Source organism: Clostridium sp. SY8519, from assembly GCF_000270305.1.
Classification (GTDB): domain Bacteria; phylum Bacillota; class Clostridia; order Lachnospirales; family Lachnospiraceae; genus SY8519.
In genome coordinates, this window is sequence record NC_015737.1 from 2,608,685 (window position 1) to 2,628,483 (window position 19,799).

The following is a 19,799-nucleotide window of genomic DNA, read 5'->3' on the forward strand; positions in this document are numbered from 1 at the left end:
AGAGGGAATCCCCCAAAAAATACTGAAATTTTTATGAAGAAACCGGGAGAACCGATACGCCGTCTACCCGGCACTCCGTGAGCGTATCCCCCCGGTAGGACAGCTTCATGGAAAAAAACGGATCCTGCCGCATCAGTTTCTTCAGAAAAATCCGATCCCCTTCCCACAGGTTCAGCGACCCGATCCGGGATTTCGGCACCCATTCCAGCTCCCCCTCATTGCAGTCCGTCAGTGTTCCGGTAAATCCATCCGCTGTATACAGGCAGATAAACTCTTCTTCATAATCCTCCGCCAGAAAGGTCAGAAATCCGCGAAACTGCCAGCTGGTCAGCGTCAGCCCCGTTTCTTCCCTTACTTCCCGCAGCAGGCATTCTTCCGGCGACTCCCGATCCTCAAACTTGCCGCCGACACCGATCCATTTATCCCGGTTGATATCATTTTTCTTGGTGGTGCGGTGCAGCATCAGATAGCAGTCATTCTGTTCGATATAGCATAACGTAGTCATCAGCATCGGCTATTCTCCACATAAATCATCGGTAAGAAACATCGCGTCCCCAAAACTGAAAAACCGGTATTTTTCTTTTACCGCCTCCCGATACGCCGCAAGCACATGCTCTCTGCCGGCCAGCGCCGAAACCAGCATAATCAGTGTGGACTGGGGCAGATGAAAATTCGTAATCAGGCAGTCCATGACTTTAAACCGGTACCCCGGATAAATGAATATATCGGTCCATCCGCTGCTTTCCTTCAGATTTCCCTCTTCATCCGCGGCAGATTCAATGGTCCGGCAGCTGGTGGTTCCGACACAGATCACCCGGCCGCCGGCCCTGCGGGTCGCGTTGATCTGTTCCGCGGCCTCTTTTGTAATGGAATAGTATTCGGAATGCATATGGTGTTCGGTCACTTCTTCCACCTTTACCGGGCGAAAGGTTCCAAGTCCCACATGCAGAGTCACTTCCGCGATCCGGATTCCGGCGTCCCGAATCTGCTGCAGCAGTTCCGGCGTAAAATGCAGGCCGGCGGTAGGTGCGGCAGCGGATCCGTCATATTTGGCATAAACCGTCTGGTAACGATTCCTGTCTTTCAGCTGGTGGGTAATGTAGGGCGGAAGCGGCATCTGTCCCAGCTGATCCAGGATTTCCTCAAAAATCCCTTCGTAGGAAAACCGGATCAAGCGATTGCCCTCTTCCGCAATTGCCTCCACCTCTCCGGTCAGCAGACCGTCGCCGAAAATCACCCGGGCACCCGGCTTCATCTTTTTTCCCGGGCGCACCAGCGTCTCCCACAGATCTTTTTCTATACGCTTCAGTAAAAGAATTTCAATCTGCGCGCCGGTGCCTTCCTTGACCCCGTACAGTCTGGCCGGTATTACCTTTGTGTTGTTCAGCACCAGGCAGTCGCCCGGTTTCAGATACTGCGGAATCTCATAAAACCTGTGGTGGCGGATCTGACCGGTATGTTTGTCCAGTACCATCAGTCTGGACGCGGAGCGGTCTTCCAGGGGGTCCTGCGCAATCAGCTCCTCCGGCAACTCATAGTCAAAGTCTTTTACATTCATGTTTGTTTCTCTCCAGTTTCTGTTTCTTTTAAAACGCCAGCAAAGCCGTGAACAAACGCAGGCATGCTTCGTCTGATCACGGCCTTGGCATCATTATTGTCTTAAATCAATTCCCAGGGAATGCAGTCCGTCCATGATCTTTGTCATCAGGGACTGGATATCTTCCTCTGTCAGGGTACGGTCTGCCGCACGGAACGTCAGCTTATAAGCCAGGGATTTGTATCCCTCTTTAACCTGCTCTCCTTCGTAAATATCAAAGAGCTCGATTTCTTCCAGTTTTCTGCCGCCCCGCTGCAGGAACAGGTTCTCGATCTCGCCTGCGGTCACTTCCTTCGGTACCATCAGGCTGAGGTCTCTGGTTACTGCCGGATATCTGGCAATGCCGGTGTATTTCTTATCGAAGTTGACATACAGCATCAGCGACGGCAGATCCACGACGGCAAGCAGCGCCCGCCCTTTCATGCCGTATGCGGCAATCACCGTGGGATGCACTTCTCCCAGCCAGGCAATCGGCTGTCCGTCATAATATACTTCCGCCTGCCGGCCCGGATGCAGATAGGGCCGTCTGCCTTCTGCCCGGTATTCTCTGCGTTCCTTCAGTCCCAGCTGGTCAAAGAGTTCTTCCAGCACACCTTTCAGATCGAAGAAATCGCCGTCTCCATACATGCCGTAAGTCAGCTGCATGCGCTCATCCGGCAGTTCGGTCAGCGGAAGGGCCTTCGGGATGTAGATATTGCCCATTTCGTACAGGCGGCAGGTTTTGTTTCTTCGGTTGTAGTTTGTGGCCAGGGAAGTCATCATTCCGTTGACGGAAGAGGTACGCATGATACTGTAATCCTCTCCCAGCGGATTGGAAATCACAATCGCCTGACGCAGGGGATCCTCCGCCGGCAGAAGCAGCCGGTCAAACACCTTCGGACTCTCGAAGGAATAACACATGCCCTGGCTGAATCCGCAGAATTCTGAAACTTCCCGCACTTTTGCCTCTACCCGCAGTTTGAAAGAAAGTCCGCCGGCTGTGGCCTCTCCGCTCGGCAAAGTCTCCGGGATTCTATCGTAGCCGTAGAAACGCGCCACTTCTTCCGCAATATCCGCGTCCCGCAGCAGATCCTGCCGCCAGGAGGGGCAGAGGATTTCATTGGTTTCGGGATCATAGGTCAGATAGACACGGGTCAGATATTCCAGCATTTCCTCTCCGGTCAGATCGGTTCCCAGAAGGGAATTGATCCAGTCCGGCTCAAAGGGAATCCGGTGTCCTTCTTTTTTCACCGGATACACGTCCACCGCGCCGCCGACTACTTCTCCGGCGCCCAGCAGCTCAATCAGATAGCAAGCCCGGTTCATCGCTTCCATGGCGAGGTTCGGATCCAGACCCTTTTCAAATTTTGCAGACGCGTCGGTACGAAGTCCCGCCTTCCGGCTGGAAAGACGGATATTGGTCCCGTCAAAGCATGCCGCCTCAAAGAGCATGGTTTTCACCTGATCCGTAATCATGGAATTCTCGCCGCCCATGATGCCGGCCAGTCCGATGGGCTTTTCACTGTCACAGATCATCAGCATGGAATCGTCCAGTTTCCGTTCCTGGCCATCCAGTGTGACAAAGGTCTCACCGGCAGTTGCCCGGCGCACCTGAATCTCATGTCCGGCAATCGTATCCAGGTCATAGGCATGCATCGGCTGGCCCATTTCCTCCATGACATAATTGGTGATATCCACGATATTGTTGATGGGCCGTATTCCATGGGCTGCCAGGCGGTGCTGCATCCAGGCCGGCGAAGGCGCCAGATGAATGTTTTTTACGACACGGGCCGTATAGCGGGAGCACAGATCCGTATCCTGTACGGATACCCGGATGTAGGAATTCACGTCTTCTGCGTTTCCGGTCTCCTTAATTTCCGGTGCCCGGTATGGAAGCTGAAAAGTAGCGGCTGCCTCCCGGGCAATTCCCATAACGGAAAAGCAGTCCACACGGTTGGAGGTGATCTCATATTCGATCACGGCGTCGTCCAGTCCCAGATAGGCCGCCGCGTCTTCTCCCACCGGCGCGTCTTCCGGGAAAATATAGAGGCCGTTTTCCGGCGCGTCCGGATAGAAATCCCTGCTGGAACCCAGTTCTTCAATCGAACACATCATTCCGTCGGATTCCACGCCTCTGAGTTTTCCTTTTTTAATCCGAATGCCGCCCGGTGTCCGGGAGCCGTCATGTCCGCCGGCCACTCTTCCGCCGTCCAGCACTACCGGCACTTTTGCGCCCTGCACAGCGTTCGGCGCCCCGGTGACAATCTGGATGGTCTCTGTTCCGATATCCACCTGACAGATCACCAGTTTGTCCGCATCCGGATGGGGCGCGATCTCCCGGATCTGTCCGATTACAATTTTGTCCAGATCCTCGTTCAGCACCGTAAAGCCCTCGCCTTTGGATCCGGACAGCGTCATCGCGTCCATATATTCCTGCGGGTCTTTGTCAAGTCCCGGCACATATTCCTTTATCCATGATAATGAGGTAACCATTTTCCATTTTCTCCTTTAGAACTGTTTTAAGAAACGAAGGTCATTTTCATACAGCAGACGCATATCGTCAATCTCATATTTCAGCAGCGCGATACGCTCCAGGCCGACGCCGAAGGCAAATCCGGAGTACTCCTTCGGATCAATTCCCACCATTTCCAGCACATGGGGATGCACCATACCGCAGCCGAGAATCTCGATCCAGCCTTCCCCTTTGCAGAACCGGCAGCCGGATCCGCCGCACTTAAAGCATGTCACATCCATTTCCGCGCTTGGTTCGGTAAACGGAAAATGATGGGGACGGAATTTGACTTTGGTATCTTTTCCGAACAGTTCCTGGGCAAACACTTTCAATGTGCCCTTCAGATCCGCAAATGTAATATTTTTATCGATTACCAGGCCTTCCACCTGATGGAAGGAGGGGGAATGTGTCGCGTCCACTTCATCCGCCCGGAAGACACGTCCCGGCGCAATCATACGAATCGGCAGACGTCCCTGCTCCATCATATGAATCTGTACGGAAGAAGTCTGGGTACGCAGAAGGATGTCCTTGTTGATGTAAAAGGTATCCTGCTCATCCTTTGCCGGATGGTTGGCGGGAATGTTCAGTGCCTCAAAATTATAGTAGTCATATTCCACTTCCGGGCCTTCCACTACTTCATAGCCCATGCCGACAAAAATCCGTTCTACTTCTTCCAGCGCGATGGTATTCGGATGACTGTGTCCCACCCGGTTCTTCGGCGCCGGAAGTGTCACGTCGATCGTCTCGTTATCGAGGCGGCGCAGCAGTTCCTGCTGCTCCATTTCCCGTTTTCTGGCATCCAGCTGGCCTTCAATTTTTCTGCTGGCCTCATTGACCATCTGCCCCACTTTCGGGCGGTCCTCCGGTGCCACATCCTTCATTCCTTTTAATACCGCTTTTAATGTGCCCTTCTTTCCGAGCACAGACACCCGGACTTCATTCAGGCTGTTCAGATCCTCTGCAGCGGCAATCTGAGCCATTGCCTCATCCAGAATCTTTTTCAGTTTTTCTTCCATAAAAACTCTCCCTGTATGCTATCAAAATACTTTTTTCAGCGTCTGCGGCGCTTTCTGCGCTGCAGTTTATAGGACTTGCGGATTTTGTTTCCTTTGTCCGCAAGACGCACAATCCGATCCGGCGCTTCTTCCACCACCGGCCGGGTAATTCCCGGAAATGGCAGGATACTGAACGGATCGTCTTTTCTGCTGTCTTTTTTTCTGCTGTCTATCTCTTCCTGCGATGCAGTGCTGTTTTCCGACGGGTTTTCCTGTTCCTGCGGTTTTCCGCCGCTGTCGGAAGTCTGCTGTTCCGGCGGTTCCGTCAGATCATGCAGCAGAGGTTCTCCGGCCGCACCCGGCTTCCGTTCGGATCCTGGCGGGAAAGAAGCGGACCGTCTGTTTCCCCTTCCTGCAGCGGATTTGCTCCGACCGGCCGATGGCGCCGGCTGGTTATAATCATCCTCCAGTACCCGCCGCTGCCGCAGTTCCCGCAGTTTTTCCTCGAAGGGATCTTCTTCATCCGGCACATATTCCAGTCCCTGGGCAGCCGCCCGTTTGGCGGCTTTGCTCCGTTTGAACTCGGCAATAATCATCTCCAGGGCATAGTTTACTTCCCCGCAGGCAAAGAAAATGATCATGCAGATGTCCAGCCAGAACGCCACAATGACAATGGTAGTCAGGCTGCCGTATAAGGAAAATCCGTTAAAAAACCGAATGGCAATAGACAGGAAGAAGGAAAACACATACCAGGCCGCCGTACAGCCAATGGCTCCAACCAGCTGACTGCGGAAAGTACAGACATGGTTCGGAATCGCCTTGTAAATAAAGGCAAAAATAATAGTCAGAACCGCAAAAATGATCAGCAGTCTTCCCTTCAGCAGAAAATCAAAGATCTGACTGGCGGCTGTAAACCGTCCGGCGCCCAGCGCTTTCAGCTTCTCTCCGAATACCACCAGAATCAGTACCAGAATGATCCCGAGAATCAGCAGAAATGTCTCTATCATGGCCCGGGCCCGCAGTTTGAACCAGTTACGGGTCTCTTTCACTTCATATATTTCATTCAGCCCGTTTCGCAAGCTGTGGATACATTTCGCAGATGAGTAGACAGCAAAGATTACCGTAATAATCATGGCTTTTGCTGAATTGGTATATACTTCTTTTACAATCGATGCCACCCAGGGAGACACCTCGCCCGGCAGTATATAATGAATCGTCTTTACCACCGTATCCTGAGAAATCGGCGTATAGCGAATCAGTGAAACAAAAACAAGCAGAAAAGGAATCACCGACAAAATGATAAACAGAGCTGCCTGCGCTGCATAAGCCGTGATATTATCTTTCGTTATTTTCTTTGAAAAGTAAGCAATAATCGACTGGTAATTCATGGAATTTATACACCTACAGAGCCTGTCCCCGGATTCGCGATCCCCCGGATGCTCTGAACTGGAAAAAGAAGCTGCGGCATAACGCAGCTTCTTGATCTTAAATATACTCCCAAAATGCCGGCCCTGTATTTTGAGTCCTAGCGTGTGCTAGGTGGGAATCCGCAGCATATCCCTCTGTCATCCGTTCAGGACGGCACGACATAAGAACAGCAATTATGAGAAGCCCTGATAAAAAATGTAGGTTCAAAATTACAGGGTTGTCGCACATCTCAGGATATTCGTTTATTTTCTATAAAGTATTATACTAGTTCCTGTCAGTTTTTCAATACTTCAATTTCACGAAAATGGTATCTGTGTTCAGACAGTTTCCTCTGACTGTCTTCCAAGACTGCCCTTTTTCAATGAAAACCCGTGGAGAAACAGCTGCTCTAACGTCATCACCCGATACGCCTTGTCCTTTCTGCACATAATCACGGCAAATTCGCCGGAGCAGAATTCCGACAGTACCTGTCTGCAGATTCCGCAGGGGGACACATAATCCGTACTGTCGCTGATGATTACCAGCTGGGTAAACGCTCTTTTTCCATCACTTACCGCTTTCAAAAGGGCTGTGCGCTCCGCACACACTGTGGCGCCGTAGGAAGCATTTTCCACATTGCACCCGGTATAGACGCTCCCGTCATCACACAGGAGCGCTGCTCCCACATGAAAGCCGGAATAAGGGGCATACGCTTTTTCACGCGCTTCTTCTGCCCGGTCAATCAGTTCTTTTATGGATGTCTGCATCTGTACCATCTCCTTATGGGCTGCTTTTCCGGATAGGAACCGCCTTATTCTTCCAGCATGCAGATGGCGCTGCTGGTCCCGATCCGGGAGCAGCCGGCTGCAATGTAAGCCTCAAATTCCTCCCGGGTGCGGATCCCGCCGGAGGCTTTGATCTTAACATCCGGACCGATGTGTTCCCTGATCAGTTTCACATCCTCCAGCGAAGCGCCTGCCGTGCCAAATCCGGTAGAGGTTTTGATATAATCTGCACCGGCATCTGTCACGACCTGACACATGCGGATCTTTTCCTTATCCGTCAGATAACAGGTTTCAATAATCACTTTTAAAATTTTATCCGGAATCAATGCGCGGACCGCGCGGATCTCTTCCTCAACTTCCCGGTAAAGCCCTGCTTTCACCATGCCGATATGAACCACAAGATCAAATTCATCGGCACCATCCTGCAGCGCCTGGCGGGTTTCGGCCAGTTTTGCCTCCAGGGAGCAGTTGCCCAGGGGAAACCCGATCACGGTACCGATCTTCAGATTCCGGAAACAATCGTGGGCCTTTTTTACATAACTGCTGGGAATACATACGGAGGCCATCCGAAAGGTCAGGGCTTCCGTACACAATTTCTGAATATCCGCCCAGGTCACATACGCTTTCAGCGCTGTGTGATCCACGTAGCGGAACAATGCTTCTTTTTTCATAATTTACACATACTTCTTCTTTGCTTTTTTCAGCGTAATAAAAAACCAGACAATCGCAATGACAAATGCTGCCAGAACGATCATCTCCAGCTTTCCGAGATGCAGCCAGAAATCTGTGATGATCCCGAAAAAGCCGTAAAGAATGCACAGAATTCCAAAGATTCTGGTCTTCGGTGACATATAATTGCAGAATGCATTCGGTTTTCTTGCCCGGAGCAGTTCCTCGTTTGATAAGAGCCACTGCATCGGTTCGCCGGTTTTCTGCATTTTATTGGCCGCGTACACGGAGTAGGCCCCGTAAATCAGCAGAATCACATTGAATACGGTCATAAAATGACCCTGCGTAATGTCAAGACTCTGCGCACTCTGTGTCAGAAACGCCACTTCTGTCATGCTGTTTTCCTCATATCCGTATGCGTTCCCGGCAGGACACATTCCTGTGCTCCGCCGGGAACCACTGTCTTTGTTTTACTGTCTATTTCAGAAAATCTCTTACCACATCCGGCATCTCATTGATCTCGCATACCGTCTTATGGCGTACCGGCGCGCTGCGGATCTCCTCGATTGCCCGCGGCACTTTCACGCCGGACAGTTCGGACAGTTTGTCCACCAGTTCAAAATCTCCCAGATCCACGGATTCCGGATGGATGGCGTTCATGACGCTTCTGGAAAACTTAAACGGACTTGCCGTGGAAGCGATCACTGTTTTTTTCGTATCCCCGGTTTCTGCCAGATACTTTTTATACACTTTAGCGGCAACAGCCGTATGCGTATCAATGACATATCCGGTCTTTTCATAAATCTCACGGATGACATCCGCAGTCTCCGCCTCCGTCGTGTAATTCCCGTAAAAGACAGCCAGCTGCTCCCGCATTTCCGGGGTGATTTCATACTTTCCGCTGGTAACCAGCGCCTGCATCAGCGCTTTGTTCTTTTCGGAATCATTCCCGCAGATCCGGTAAATCAGACGCTCCAGATTGCTGGAAATCAGGATATCCATCGACGGGGAAGAGGTCAGGATAAACGGTCGGTTTTTATCATAGGTGCCGGTGGAGAAAAAGTCAAACAGCACTTTGTTCTCATTGGAAGCGCAGAGCAGACGGGCAATGGGCAGTCCCATGCAGCGGGCATAGAAAGCGGCAAGAATGTTGCCGAAATTGCCGGTGGGAACCGTTACATTGATCTGCTCTCCCTCCTGAACCGCGCCCCGGCGGATCAGCTGCGCATAGGCATAGACATAATATACAATCTGAGGAACCAGACGGCCGATGTTGATGGAATTGGCAGAGGAGAACTGGAATCCCCTGGCATTGATCTCAGCGTTTAATGCCGGATCGGAAAACATCTTCTTTACTCCGGTCTGCGCCTCGTCAAAATTGCCGTGGATTCCCACTACCATGGTATTCTCACCCTTCTGGGTAACCATCTGTTTTTCCTGAATCGGGCTGACACCGTTTTTCGGATAAAATACAACGATCCGTGTGCCTTCCACATCAGCAAATCCGGCCAGGGCCGCTTTTCCGGTATCTCCGGATGTGGCGGTCAGAATCACAATATCATTGGTGACTTTGTTTTTTCTGGCTGCAGTAATCATCAGATGGGGCAGAATGGACAGCGCCATATCTTTAAAAGCTATTGTGGCTCCGTGAAACAGCTCCAGATAATAGGCTCCGTCTTTTTCCACAAGAGGCGCGATCTCTTCTGTGTCAAACTTGGAGTCATAGGCGCGGGCAATGCAGGTTTTTAATTCTTCTTCGGTAAAATCCGTCAGAAATCTGCGCATTACCTCATAGGCCACTTCCTGATACGTCATTTTGCTCAAAACGTCCATTGGCACATCCAAACGGGGTATTTCCGTCGGAACATAGAGTCCGCCGCCGCCGGCCAGCCCGTTCAGAATCGCCTGGGAGGCTGTTACCTTTTCCGATGAATCTCTGGTATTTTCATATAAGATTGCCATTCTCAATCACTCCTGTATTGTATTTCTCTGTCAGACCCGGGTAGCAGTCTGTCTGTTACTTTCCCTGATTAATGTAATTGACCAGACCTTCACAGTCAATGATTTTCTGCATAAACGGAGGAAACGCCTGTCCCTGATAGGTTTTTCCGGTTGTCTGATCGGTAATCACACCGCTGTCAAAATCAACTTCCACCCGGTCTCCCGCCGCAATCTCCTTTGCGGCTTCCGGACATTCAATGATCGGAAGGCCGATATTGATAGCATTGCGGTAGAAAATCCTGGCAAACGTCTCTGCGATAACGCAGCTGACACCGGCAGCCTTGATCGCGATGGGCGCATGCTCCCGGGAAGACCCGCAGCCGAAGTTTTTTGCGGCTACCATAATGTCTCCCTGCTGTACTTTATGCACAAACTCCTGATCGATATCTTCCATACAATGCTGCGCCAGCTCCTTCGGATCCGAAGAGTTCAGGTATCTGGCAGGAATGATTACATCGGTATCTACATTGTCTCCGTATTTGAAGACGGTTCCGTTGGCTGATTTCATCTGTACTCCTCCTTTTATGCTTCCGGTCCGCTGATTTTTCCGGTCAGGGCGCTTGCCGCTGCCACTGCCGGGCTGGCCAAATATACTTCAGAATCCACATGGCCCATACGTCCCACAAAGTTGCGGTTGGTCGTGGATACGCAGCGCTCACCGGCCGCAAGGACTCCCATGTATCCGCCCAGACACGGACCGCAGGTGGGTGTGCTGACCACGGCGCCTGCCTCGATAAATATCTTCAGAAGCCCCTCTTCCATGGCCTGCAGATAGATCTCCTGTGTAGCGGGAATAATGATGGTTCGGACATGATCAGACACTTTCTTCCCCTTCATGATCTCTGCGGCCATCCGCAGATCGGAAATGTGTCCGTTGGTGCAGGAACCGATCACGACCTGATCAATCCTTACGTCGCCTACTTCATCAATGGTACGTGTGTTTTCCGGAAGATGCGGGAAGGAAACCGTCGGCTTCAGTTCGGACAAATCGATGGTGTAAGTTTCTTCGTATACCGCATCCTCATCGGCGGTATATTCTGTATATTCCTGCGCGCAGTGCTCTTTCAGGTACGCGCGGGTAATATCATCCACCGGGAAGATTCCGTTCTTTCCGCCTGCTTCAATCGCCATATTGGCAATCGAAAAACGATCGTCCATATTCAGATACTGAATGCCGTCACCGGTGAATTCCATGGATTTGTACAGCGCGCCGTCCACACCGATCCTACCGATGATGTGCAGAATGACATCTTTGCCGCAGACATATCTGGACGGTTTTCCGGTCAGCTCAAAACGAATGGCGGAAGGTACTTTGAACCATGCCTTGCCCGTGGCCATTCCGGCTGCCATATCTGTACTGCCCACTCCTGTGGAAAATGCACCCAGCGCCCCGTACGTGCAGGTATGTGAATCTGCTCCGATCACCGCGTCGCCGGCCTTTACCAGTCCCTGTTCCGGCAGGAGGGCGTGCTCGATTCCCATTTTGCCGACATCAAAGAAATTGGTGATTTGGTTGCGGCAGGCGAATTCCCGGACACATTTGGTGTGTTCTGCCGATTTGATGTCCTTGTTGGGCACGAAATGATCCATGACAAGGGCAATCTTGTCTTTATGGAACACCCCGTCCACCTTCATTTTTTCAATTTCGTGAATGGCTACCGGCGAAGTGATATCATTCCCGAGTACAAGGTCCAAATCCGCTTCTATGAGCTGTCCTGCTTCCACAGAATCCAATCCTGCGTGTGCCGCAAGGATCTTCTGGGTCATCGTCATTCCCATATATTTTCCTCCGATATATCAATAACGGGCTGCCGTATAAGCGACAGCCCACAATTTTCCCATAAAAAGTATGATGCTTATTAGTTGTTGATCAGCTTGTCTTCGTTGCTCCAGCTGTACATCTTTCTGATCTCTTTGCCCACCTGCTCCAGCTGAGTTTCTGCTGCTTTCTTTCTCATGGAACGGAAATGAACCTGTTTGCCTGCGTCAGACATATCAAGCAGGAACTCTTTTGCGAAAGAACCGTCCTGAATATCTGCCAGTACTTTCTTCATTGCCTTCTTGGTCTCTTCTGTAACGATTTTCGGGCCGGTGATGTAGTCACCATACTCTGCTGTGTTAGAGATGGAATATCTCATGCCTGCAAAACCGGACTGGTAAATCAGATCAACGATCAGCTTCATCTCATGTACACACTCGAAGTAAGCATTTCTCGGATCGTATCCGGCTTCTACCAGAGTTTCAAAACCTGCCTGCATTAAAGCGGTTACGCCGCCGCACAGGACTGCCTGCTCACCAAAGAGGTCGGTCTCTGTTTCTACACGGAATGTGGTCTCAAGGACACCGGCACGGGCACCGCCGATTGCCAGTGAATAAGCCAGAGCCAGATCCAGCGCTTTGCCGGTTGCATCCTGCTCTACCGCGATCAGGCAGGGAGTTCCTTTGCCGGCCAGGTATTCGCTTCTTACAGTATGACCCGGAGCTTTCGGTGCGATCATGGTTACGTCCACATCTGCCGGAGGTACGATTGTGCCGTAGTTGATGTTGAAACCATGGGCAAACATCAGCATGTTTCCTGCTTCCAGGTTCGGAGCGATGGAGTCTGCGTACAGTTTTGCCTGTTTCTCATCATTGATCAGGATCATGATGATATCTGCTTTCTTTGCTGCTTCAGCAGATTCATATACCTCAAATCCCTCGTTTTCAGCTTTTGCCCAGGATTTGCTTCCCTTGTACAGACCGATGATCACATTGCATCCGGAATCTTTCAGGTTCTTTGCGTGCGCATGACCCTGGCTGCCATATCCGATGATTGCAATTGTTTTTCCGTCTAAAAGGGAAAGGTTACAGTCTTCCTGATAATAAATTTTTGCCATTTTAATTTGACCTCCATAACTATATATAGTATTTAATTATACCAGCAAATTGGACACATTCGCGGAACCCCTGCTCAGGCCGGAAGCACCGGTTCGCGCAAGTTCCAGAATGTTATAATCTTTGACCAGATCCACAAAGGCGTCTAACTTGCTCTGTGTTCCCGTCAGCTCGACGATCATGGAATCCTGTGATACATCGATAATGTTGGCCCGGAAAATATTGGCCACGGAAAGGATTTCGGAGCGTTTGTCCGCATCTACGTGAATCTTAACAAGAATCAGTTCCCTGGTCACGGAATCTTCCGGACGAAGCTGTTTGATGTCAATGACATCTTCCAGCTTTGCCAGCTGCTTCTCGATCTGTTCCAGGATATCATCGTCTCCGGTGGATACGATGGTGATCCGGGTAAACCGCGGATCTGCGGTAATACCTGCAGAAAAACTGTCGATATTGTACCCTCTTCTGCTGAACAGACCGGAGATATGACTGAGCACTCCGGATGTATTCTCAACCAGCAGGGAAAAGATAACTTTTCTCATAAAGCATCTCCCTATACAAGGCTTCTCCGTAAAGAATCCGCCTGCATCAATTGAATCCAGTATGTAAAAAAATTACGCAAGATTAATTCTAGCAACATACATTTTCTTTGTCAATAGTTTATCGCACTAAAGTATTTGCCCTGCAGCTCATGATCCTGACGGATCCTCCGGCTTTCTCCGGATGATATGGGCCGGATCCTTGTAGATACTGTCTGCCGGAATCACTCCGCGGACACAGGACACCGGGTAAATATTTGTGGTTCTGCCGACTACGGTCCCGGGATTCAGGACGCTGTTGCATCCGACTTCCACCAGATCTCCCAGCATAGCCCCCACTTTTTTCCTGCCGGTGGCGATCTGTTCTGCTCCGTCCCGGATCACAACCAGGGCTTTGTCCGATTTTACATTGGATGTAATGGATCCCGCTCCCATATGCGCCCGGAATCCGAGGATCGAATCCCCGACATAATTGTAATGGGGCACCTGTACGCCGTTAAACAGTATCACATTCTTCAGTTCGGTGGAATTGCCCACTACAGCGCCGCGGCCTACGATGGCGGAACCGCGGATAAAAGCGCAGTGACGCACTTCCGCGCCCTCGTCAATAATCAGAGGGCCGCCCAGATAGGCGCTGTCAAATACTTTTGCGTTTCTGGCCACCCAGACTTCCTCGCCTCTTTGCTCATAAACTGCCGGATCCAGTGTCGGCCCCAGCCGTCGGATGTAATCCGCCAGGCCTTCCAGCAATTCCCACGGATACTCCGCGGTTTTCATATAATCTGCCGCTATGGTCTCGGAAAGGTCATAGAGGCTGCTGATTTTACAAGATTCCATTATTGTTTCTCCTTATCTCCCGCCGCCCTGCGGCCGGAAGATTTGTCTGTCTGTTTGCTGTAGTATCCCGCGTCTCTGCGGAAAAATTCGCTGATCTGGTACTGGTTGTGCAGCTGAAGCACCTGGGAGGTCTTTTTCTGGATAAAAGCCTCCAGCTTGTCCATATATTCCTGTTCGGTGATGCTGCCCTCCGCCACATAAGTCAATCCTTTTTCCCAGCTGGCCGTCAGTTCCGGATTCAGCAGGGATCGTATGGATGACTCCACGATATCATAGATCAGTTCCCCCTGCAACATCGGTGTGATGATCTGGGTCTTCCGGTTGTTGGTCAGGTACCGGTTGCGGATCAATTTTTCCAGGATGCCGCTTCGTGTGGCGCTGGTGCCGATGCCGCAGCCCCGGATCTGTTCCCTGAGTTCTTCATCTTCGATGAGCTGGCCCGCGTTTTCCATCGCCAGGATAATGGATCCGGAATTATACCGCTTCGGAGGTGATGTTTCGCCTTCCCGGATCGCATAATCTGTGACCGGCAGTTTCATTCCTTTTTTCAGAGTGGCAAGCGCATCTACCGCCGATCCGTCGGACAGGCCGTCCTCCTTTTCTTCCTTTTTCTTTTTTAAAAAAGAATACTTCATTACCGTCTGATATCCCGGTGTCCGCAGGACTTTAAATCCGGCAAAGAACTTTTCCCGGTCAAGATCCGCTGTGAGTCTGATCCGCTGATACTCAGCCGGCGGGTAAAAAATCGCCAGAAATCTGCGGACAATCACTTCGTACACTTTCGACGAAACAGCCGGCAGTCCCCGCAGCGCGGAAAATCCCTGCCCCGTAGGGATGATGGCGTAATGGTCTGTGATCTGACTGTCATTGACATAGCGGCCTGACCCGATTTTCTTATAGGAGCCTGACGCAAGGATCTGTTCCGCGCAGTCTTTCACCCCTGGGATTGCCCTTAAGCCGCGGAGATTTCGGTCGATCTCCTTGGCGATGGCGGAAGACAGCACTCTGGCATCGGTACGGGGATAGGTGACCAGTTTTCGTTCATAGAGTTCCTGCACAATTTTCAGGGTTTCCTCCGGGCTGATTTTGAAAAACCTGGCGCAGTCATTCTGCAGTTCTGCCAGATTATATAACAGGGGAGGATTTTTCTTCTCTGTTTTTCGCGTCACGGAGGAAACCGTCATCTCCTGCGGACTGACGGTCCGCAGGGTGTCAATCAGCTCCTGCGCGTCTTCTTTTCTGCGGAATCCATTGTCTTTATACAATTTTGGCGAACCGAAATACCGGGATCCCTCCACGGCTTTCCATTCACTGTCAATCGAAAATCCATTGTACTCCAGCCCGGCAGCCACACGGTAAAACGGCGTTTTTACAAAATTGCGGATTTCTCTTTCCCGGCGTACCACCATTCCCAGAACGCAGGTCATGACCCGACCCACGGAAATCACCGCATACTTCTGATGCAGAAAAGCAGCCAGCGCATTGCCGTATTTCAGCGTAAGAAGGCGGGAAAAATTAATTCCCATCAGGTAGTCTTCCTTTGCCCGCAGATAGGCAGACGCCGACAGATTGTCGTATTCCGACCAGTCCTTCGCCTCACGGATCCCCCGCAGGATCTCCTCTTCTGTCTGCGAATCAATCCAGACCCGTTTTCGTTCTTTGCCTTTCACCTGGGCCATCTGATCCACCAGACGGTAAATATACTCCCCTTCCCGTCCGGAGTCCGTGCAGATATAGATCACGTCCACGTCCGGCCGGTTCAGCAGCGCAGATACATTGCGGAACTGCTTTTCATTGGAAGCAATTACTTCATATTTAAACTTCTCCGGAAGAAAGGGAAGGGTATTCAGGCTCCACCGCTTCAGTTTCGGATCATACGCCTCCGGATAGCTCATGGTTACCAGATGCCCGTAGCACCAGGTGATCACTGACTGCTCCGACTCCATATAACCGTCGAAACGCTTCATATTTTCTTTCAGCGCGGCCGCGAAATCACGGGCCACACTTGGTTTCTCTGCAATATATAGAGACTTTGACATGCCATGCTCCTTTTTTTGTCACTGTTTCCCTGGAACTCCGGATATCATCAGAGCACGTTCCGCCTGTCAAAGTATAAGGAAGGCTCTGTCGGAGCCTTCCTTATACATAAGTGATACATAAGTACTGCCGCAGAGCGGCTGTCCAGCTGTACGGATTATTTTTTCTGAATATATCCCTGTTTTGTCAGCAGTTCCGCGCAGAGAACCGCTCCGCCTGCCGCGCCGCGGATCGTATTGTGTGCCAGACCGATGAACTTCCAGTCATATACCTTGTCTTCACGGATCCGTCCGATGCTGACGCCCATGCCATTGCCGAAGTTTACATCTGCCTGTACCTGCGGACGGTCCTCTTCTTCCATGTACTGAATGTACTGTTCCGGCGCGCTCGGCAGCTTTAACTCCTGCGGAAGTCCGCTGAAGTGCACCAGTTTCTCGATCAGCTGCTCTTTGGTGGGATTTTTGCGGAATTTCACAAAAACAGCTGCGGTATGTCCATATAATACCGGCACGCGTACACACTGACAGGTGATCACCGGTTCGGAAGCCGGTACGATCTCTCCGTCTTTGACTTCGCCCCAGATACGCAGCGGCTCTTTCTCGGATTTTTCTTCTTCGCCGCCGATATAAGGAATGATGTTTTCCACCATTTCCGGCCAGTCCTTAAAGGTCTTGCCTGCGCCTGAGATCGCCTGATAAGTAGTTGCCACTACTTCATAGGGTTCAAACTCTTTCCATGCGGTCAGAGCCGGCGCGTATGCCTGAATGGAACAGTTCGGTTTTACGGCGATAAAGCCGCGTTTGGTTCCGAGACGTTTTTTCTGTGCTTCAATGACCGCGAAATGCTCCGGATTGATTTCCGGTACAACCATGGGCACATCCGGTGTCCAACGATGGGCGCTGTTGTTGGATACCACAGGAGTCTCTGTCTTGGCGTAGGCCTCCTCGATCGCCTTGATCTCTTCTTTGGACATATCTACCGCGCTGAAGCAGAAATCCACTTCCGAAGCAACCTGTTCGATTTCGTTGACATTTTTTACGATGATATCTTTTACGCCTTCCGGCATGGGTTTTTCCAGTTTCCACCGGCTGCCTACCGCGTCTTCATATCGTTTGCCCGCGGATCTCGGACTTGCTGCAATCGTTGTCACCTCAAACCAGGGATGGTTGTCCAGCAGGGAAATAAACCGCTGCCCCACCATGCCGGTTCCGCCTAAAATACCAACTTTTAATTTTTCACTCATGAAAAGATTCCTCCGTATTTTGATTTAGATTCACGCTGCAGCTGACCGCCGTAGTCCGTCAGTCGCGAACATTTGTCTTTCAGTTAGACATTGTACGGCAGCCGCCTGAAAAAATCAAGTACGAAAAAGCCAACATTTTTCATCTGTTTTATTCTTCCCGGTCGGTCAGCCTGCCCTGCTCCGCAAGGTACTGATCGTTCAGCGCAATCACCTGCTCCATTGCGCTGCGGGAAGGCGCTCCGATGGTCAGACGTTTTTCCACGCAGGTATGAATGGATACCGCATCGTAGATGTCTTCCTCAAAGGCATCCGAAAACTGACGGAACTCCTCCAGGGTCAGGTCGTCAATCGCTTTGTGGGCATCGATGCAGTAAAGTACCATACGGCCGATGATTCCATGGGCATCCCGGAACGGCACGCCTTTGTTCACAAGATAATCTGCCGCGTCTGTGGCATTGGTGAATCCATGGCGGGCGCTGTCTTTCATCCGTTCTTTGTTGAATTTAATCGTGGAAATCATACCGGTAAACAGACGAATGCATCCTTTTACCGTATCCATAGCGTCAAAAGCCAGTTCCTTATCTTCCTGCATGTCTTTGTTGTACGCCAGGGGGATTCCCTTCATAACGGTCAGCAGGGACACCAGCGCGCCATAGACCCGTCCGGTCTTGCCGCGAATCAGCTCCGCGATATCCGGGTTCTTCTTCTGGGGCATAATGCTGCTGCCGGTACTGTAGGAATCATCGATTTCCACAAACTGGTATTCGTTGGAGTTCCACAGGATAATTTCCTCGCAGAAACGGCTCAAATGCATCATGATCGTAGCGGAAGCTGCCAGATACTCAATCAGATAATCCCTGTCAGACACGCCATCCATGCTGTTTAAGCAGGGACCGTAAAATCCCAGAAGCTCTGCCGTCAGATCCCGGTCCAGGGGATAGGTTGTGCCTGCAAGCGCTCCGGAACCCAGCGGGCAGTAATTCATCCTGCGGTAAATATCTGCCATGCGTCCCCGGTCCCGTTTAAACATTTCAAAATACGCGCCCACATGATGCGCCAGCGTCACCGGCTGGGCCTTCTGCAGATGGGTAAAGCCGGGCATCACCGTATCCAGATGCTGTTTCATAATCTCCTGCAGCTCTGTTAAAAGATCATACAGCAGACTGTCTGTCTCCTGCACTTCCGCTCTGGTAAAAAGACGCATATCCAGCGCCACCTGATCGTTGCGGCTTCTTCCGGTATGCAGTTTTTTGCCTGTATCACCCAGACGGTCAATCAGATTGGCTTCCACAAAACTGTGGATATCCTCATACTCCGGTGTGATCTCCAGTCTGCCGGCTTCCACATCGGCCAGAATCTCCTTCAGTGTGCGGATGATGTCCTGTGTCTCCTGTTCCGTCAGGATGCCGGTTCGTCCAAGCATCGTCACATGGGCAATACTGCCCTGAATATCCTGACGGTATAATTTCCGGTCAAACGATATGGATGCATTAAAATTATAGACTAACTGATCGGTCTCCTTGGTAAAACGTCCACCCCATAACTGAGCCATTTGGTACCTCCATTTTATCCTGTTCTTGTTTTTTATCGGCTGGTTTCGGCTGTTTCCGCCGGGTCTGTCCCGCCAGCCGCATGCCGTGCCTCACGTTCTTCAGCTTCCCGTCTGGAAAAAACGCAGCCGCAGTAATTCTGCCGGTACAGATGATACCGGGCAGACAGCTCTACTGAGCGCTTATAACCGTTTCTTTTTTTAAAATCCGACGGGAGAAACCGGGCGCCATATTTTTCCGCTGCCTGCTGTCCCACCTGGTTAAGCAGTTCCGCGTTTTTTAACGGACTGATCGTCAGCGATGTGGTAAACCAGTCAAACTGCCTGTCATGTGCCAGCCTGGCTGTCTCCTCCAGGCGTAGCTCGAAGCAGCGTCTGCATCGGATGCCCCCCTCCGGCACATCTTCATAGCCTTCCGCCATCTTCAGAAAACGCTCCGGCTCATAGCGTCCGTCAATCACAGAGATCGGATGCCGGACTTTCATTTCCCGGATCATTCGTTTCTCCTCTGCGGCGCGTTTTTCATATTCCGCCTGCTCCGTAATATTCGGATTGTAAAAAAATACGGTAATGGAAAAATAATCAGACAAATATTCCAGTACATAACTGGAGCAGGGCGCGCAGCAAGCATGCAGCAGCAGTGTAGGAACTTTTTCCTCTGTCTGCTGCTGTGCCAGCACGGCATCCAGCTGCTTCTGATAATTGATCTTGTTCATATCTGTGCGTTCTCTCCTCTATCTGGTTCCATGAGGCACAGGCCTGGGCCTGCAGCCGT

Annotated in this window: 18 protein-coding genes and 1 other RNA gene; all 19 read right to left on the bottom strand. The window is 51.1% G+C overall.

Annotated features, from left to right (window positions below; genetic code table 11):
* Window positions 1–31 precede the first annotated feature (31 nt).
* Window positions 32–511: an 8-oxo-dGTP diphosphatase gene (locus CXIVA_RS12055; RefSeq protein WP_013978322.1), complete on the bottom strand. Its 480-nt coding sequence runs from the start codon at window positions 509–511 to the stop codon at window positions 32–34.
* Window positions 512–514: 3 nt separating this feature from the next.
* Window positions 515–1,558 carry a tRNA preQ1(34) S-adenosylmethionine ribosyltransferase-isomerase QueA gene (queA, locus tag CXIVA_RS12060; protein WP_013978323.1) on the bottom strand — a complete coding sequence of 348 codons (1,044 nt, stop codon included), beginning with the start codon at window positions 1,556–1,558 and terminating at the stop codon, window positions 515–517.
* A 93-nt stretch (window positions 1,559–1,651) separates the two neighbouring features.
* Window positions 1,652–4,069, bottom strand: a complete 2,418-nt coding sequence (gene pheT / locus CXIVA_RS12065; protein WP_013978324.1) for a phenylalanine--tRNA ligase subunit beta — start codon at window positions 4,067–4,069, stop codon at window positions 1,652–1,654.
* 15 nt (window positions 4,070–4,084) lie between these two features.
* Window positions 4,085–5,104 (bottom strand): phenylalanine--tRNA ligase subunit alpha, encoded by a 1,020-nt coding sequence (gene pheS, locus CXIVA_RS12070; RefSeq protein WP_013978325.1) that lies wholly within the window; start codon window positions 5,102–5,104, stop codon window positions 4,085–4,087.
* Window positions 5,105–5,139: 35 nt separating this feature from the next.
* Window positions 5,140–6,471, bottom strand: coding sequence for a YihY/virulence factor BrkB family protein (locus CXIVA_RS13570; RefSeq protein WP_013978326.1), 1,332 nt, complete (start codon window positions 6,469–6,471; stop codon window positions 5,140–5,142).
* A gap of 102 nt (window positions 6,472–6,573) precedes the next feature.
* Window positions 6,574–6,750, bottom strand: a non-coding RNA gene (gene ssrS / locus CXIVA_RS13680) — 6S RNA.
* A gap of 78 nt (window positions 6,751–6,828) precedes the next feature.
* Window positions 6,829–7,350, bottom strand: a complete 522-nt coding sequence (gene cdd / locus CXIVA_RS12080; RefSeq protein WP_083835033.1) for a cytidine deaminase — start codon at window positions 7,348–7,350, stop codon at window positions 6,829–6,831.
* Entirely contained in the window at window positions 7,302–7,946 is a 645-nt protein-coding gene (deoC, locus tag CXIVA_RS12085) for a deoxyribose-phosphate aldolase (protein WP_013978328.1), read from the bottom strand. Before deoC ends, cdd begins: the two co-directional genes overlap by 49 nt.
* Window positions 7,947–7,949: 3 nt before the next feature.
* On the bottom strand, window positions 7,950–8,339 hold the full coding sequence (locus CXIVA_RS12090) for a hypothetical protein (RefSeq protein WP_013978329.1): 390 nt from the start codon (window positions 8,337–8,339) through the stop codon (window positions 7,950–7,952).
* A gap of 82 nt (window positions 8,340–8,421) precedes the next feature.
* Complete coding sequence (gene thrC, locus CXIVA_RS12095) at window positions 8,422–9,906, bottom strand: threonine synthase (protein WP_013978330.1); 1,485 nt, start codon at window positions 9,904–9,906, stop codon at window positions 8,422–8,424.
* A gap of 55 nt (window positions 9,907–9,961) precedes the next feature.
* Window positions 9,962–10,453, bottom strand: coding sequence for a 3-isopropylmalate dehydratase small subunit (gene leuD / locus CXIVA_RS12100; RefSeq protein ID WP_013978331.1), 492 nt, complete (start codon window positions 10,451–10,453; stop codon window positions 9,962–9,964).
* A gap of 14 nt (window positions 10,454–10,467) precedes the next feature.
* Complete coding sequence (gene leuC / locus CXIVA_RS12105) at window positions 10,468–11,724, bottom strand: 3-isopropylmalate dehydratase large subunit (RefSeq protein WP_013978332.1); 1,257 nt, start codon at window positions 11,722–11,724, stop codon at window positions 10,468–10,470.
* An 80-nt stretch (window positions 11,725–11,804) separates the two neighbouring features.
* The gene (ilvC, locus tag CXIVA_RS12110) at window positions 11,805–12,821 is read right to left on the bottom strand and encodes a ketol-acid reductoisomerase (RefSeq protein ID WP_013978333.1); all 1,017 of its coding nucleotides are present in this window, start codon (window positions 12,819–12,821) and stop codon (window positions 11,805–11,807) included.
* 36 nt (window positions 12,822–12,857) lie between these two features.
* Entirely contained in the window at window positions 12,858–13,361 is a 504-nt protein-coding gene (gene ilvN, locus CXIVA_RS12115) for an acetolactate synthase small subunit (protein WP_013978334.1), read from the bottom strand.
* Between the two features lie 147 nt (window positions 13,362–13,508).
* On the bottom strand, window positions 13,509–14,195 hold the full coding sequence (locus tag CXIVA_RS12120; protein WP_013978335.1) for a UDP-N-acetylglucosamine pyrophosphorylase: 687 nt from the start codon (window positions 14,193–14,195) through the stop codon (window positions 13,509–13,511).
* Complete coding sequence (locus CXIVA_RS12125; protein WP_013978336.1) at window positions 14,195–16,234, bottom strand: DNA topoisomerase; 2,040 nt, start codon at window positions 16,232–16,234, stop codon at window positions 14,195–14,197. The genes CXIVA_RS12120 and CXIVA_RS12125 overlap by 1 nt, the downstream gene beginning before the upstream one ends.
* A 155-nt stretch (window positions 16,235–16,389) precedes the next feature.
* A complete protein-coding gene (gene asd, locus CXIVA_RS12130; RefSeq protein ID WP_013978337.1) occupies window positions 16,390–17,475 on the bottom strand; it encodes an aspartate-semialdehyde dehydrogenase in 1,086 nt (361 codons plus the stop codon).
* 148 nt (window positions 17,476–17,623) lie between these two features.
* Window positions 17,624–19,027, bottom strand: a complete 1,404-nt coding sequence (gene argH / locus CXIVA_RS12135; RefSeq protein ID WP_013978338.1) for an argininosuccinate lyase — start codon at window positions 19,025–19,027, stop codon at window positions 17,624–17,626.
* A gap of 32 nt (window positions 19,028–19,059) precedes the next feature.
* Complete coding sequence (locus tag CXIVA_RS12140) at window positions 19,060–19,740, bottom strand: epoxyqueuosine reductase QueH (protein ID WP_013978339.1); 681 nt, start codon at window positions 19,738–19,740, stop codon at window positions 19,060–19,062.
* Window positions 19,741–19,799: the final 59 nt, after the last annotated feature.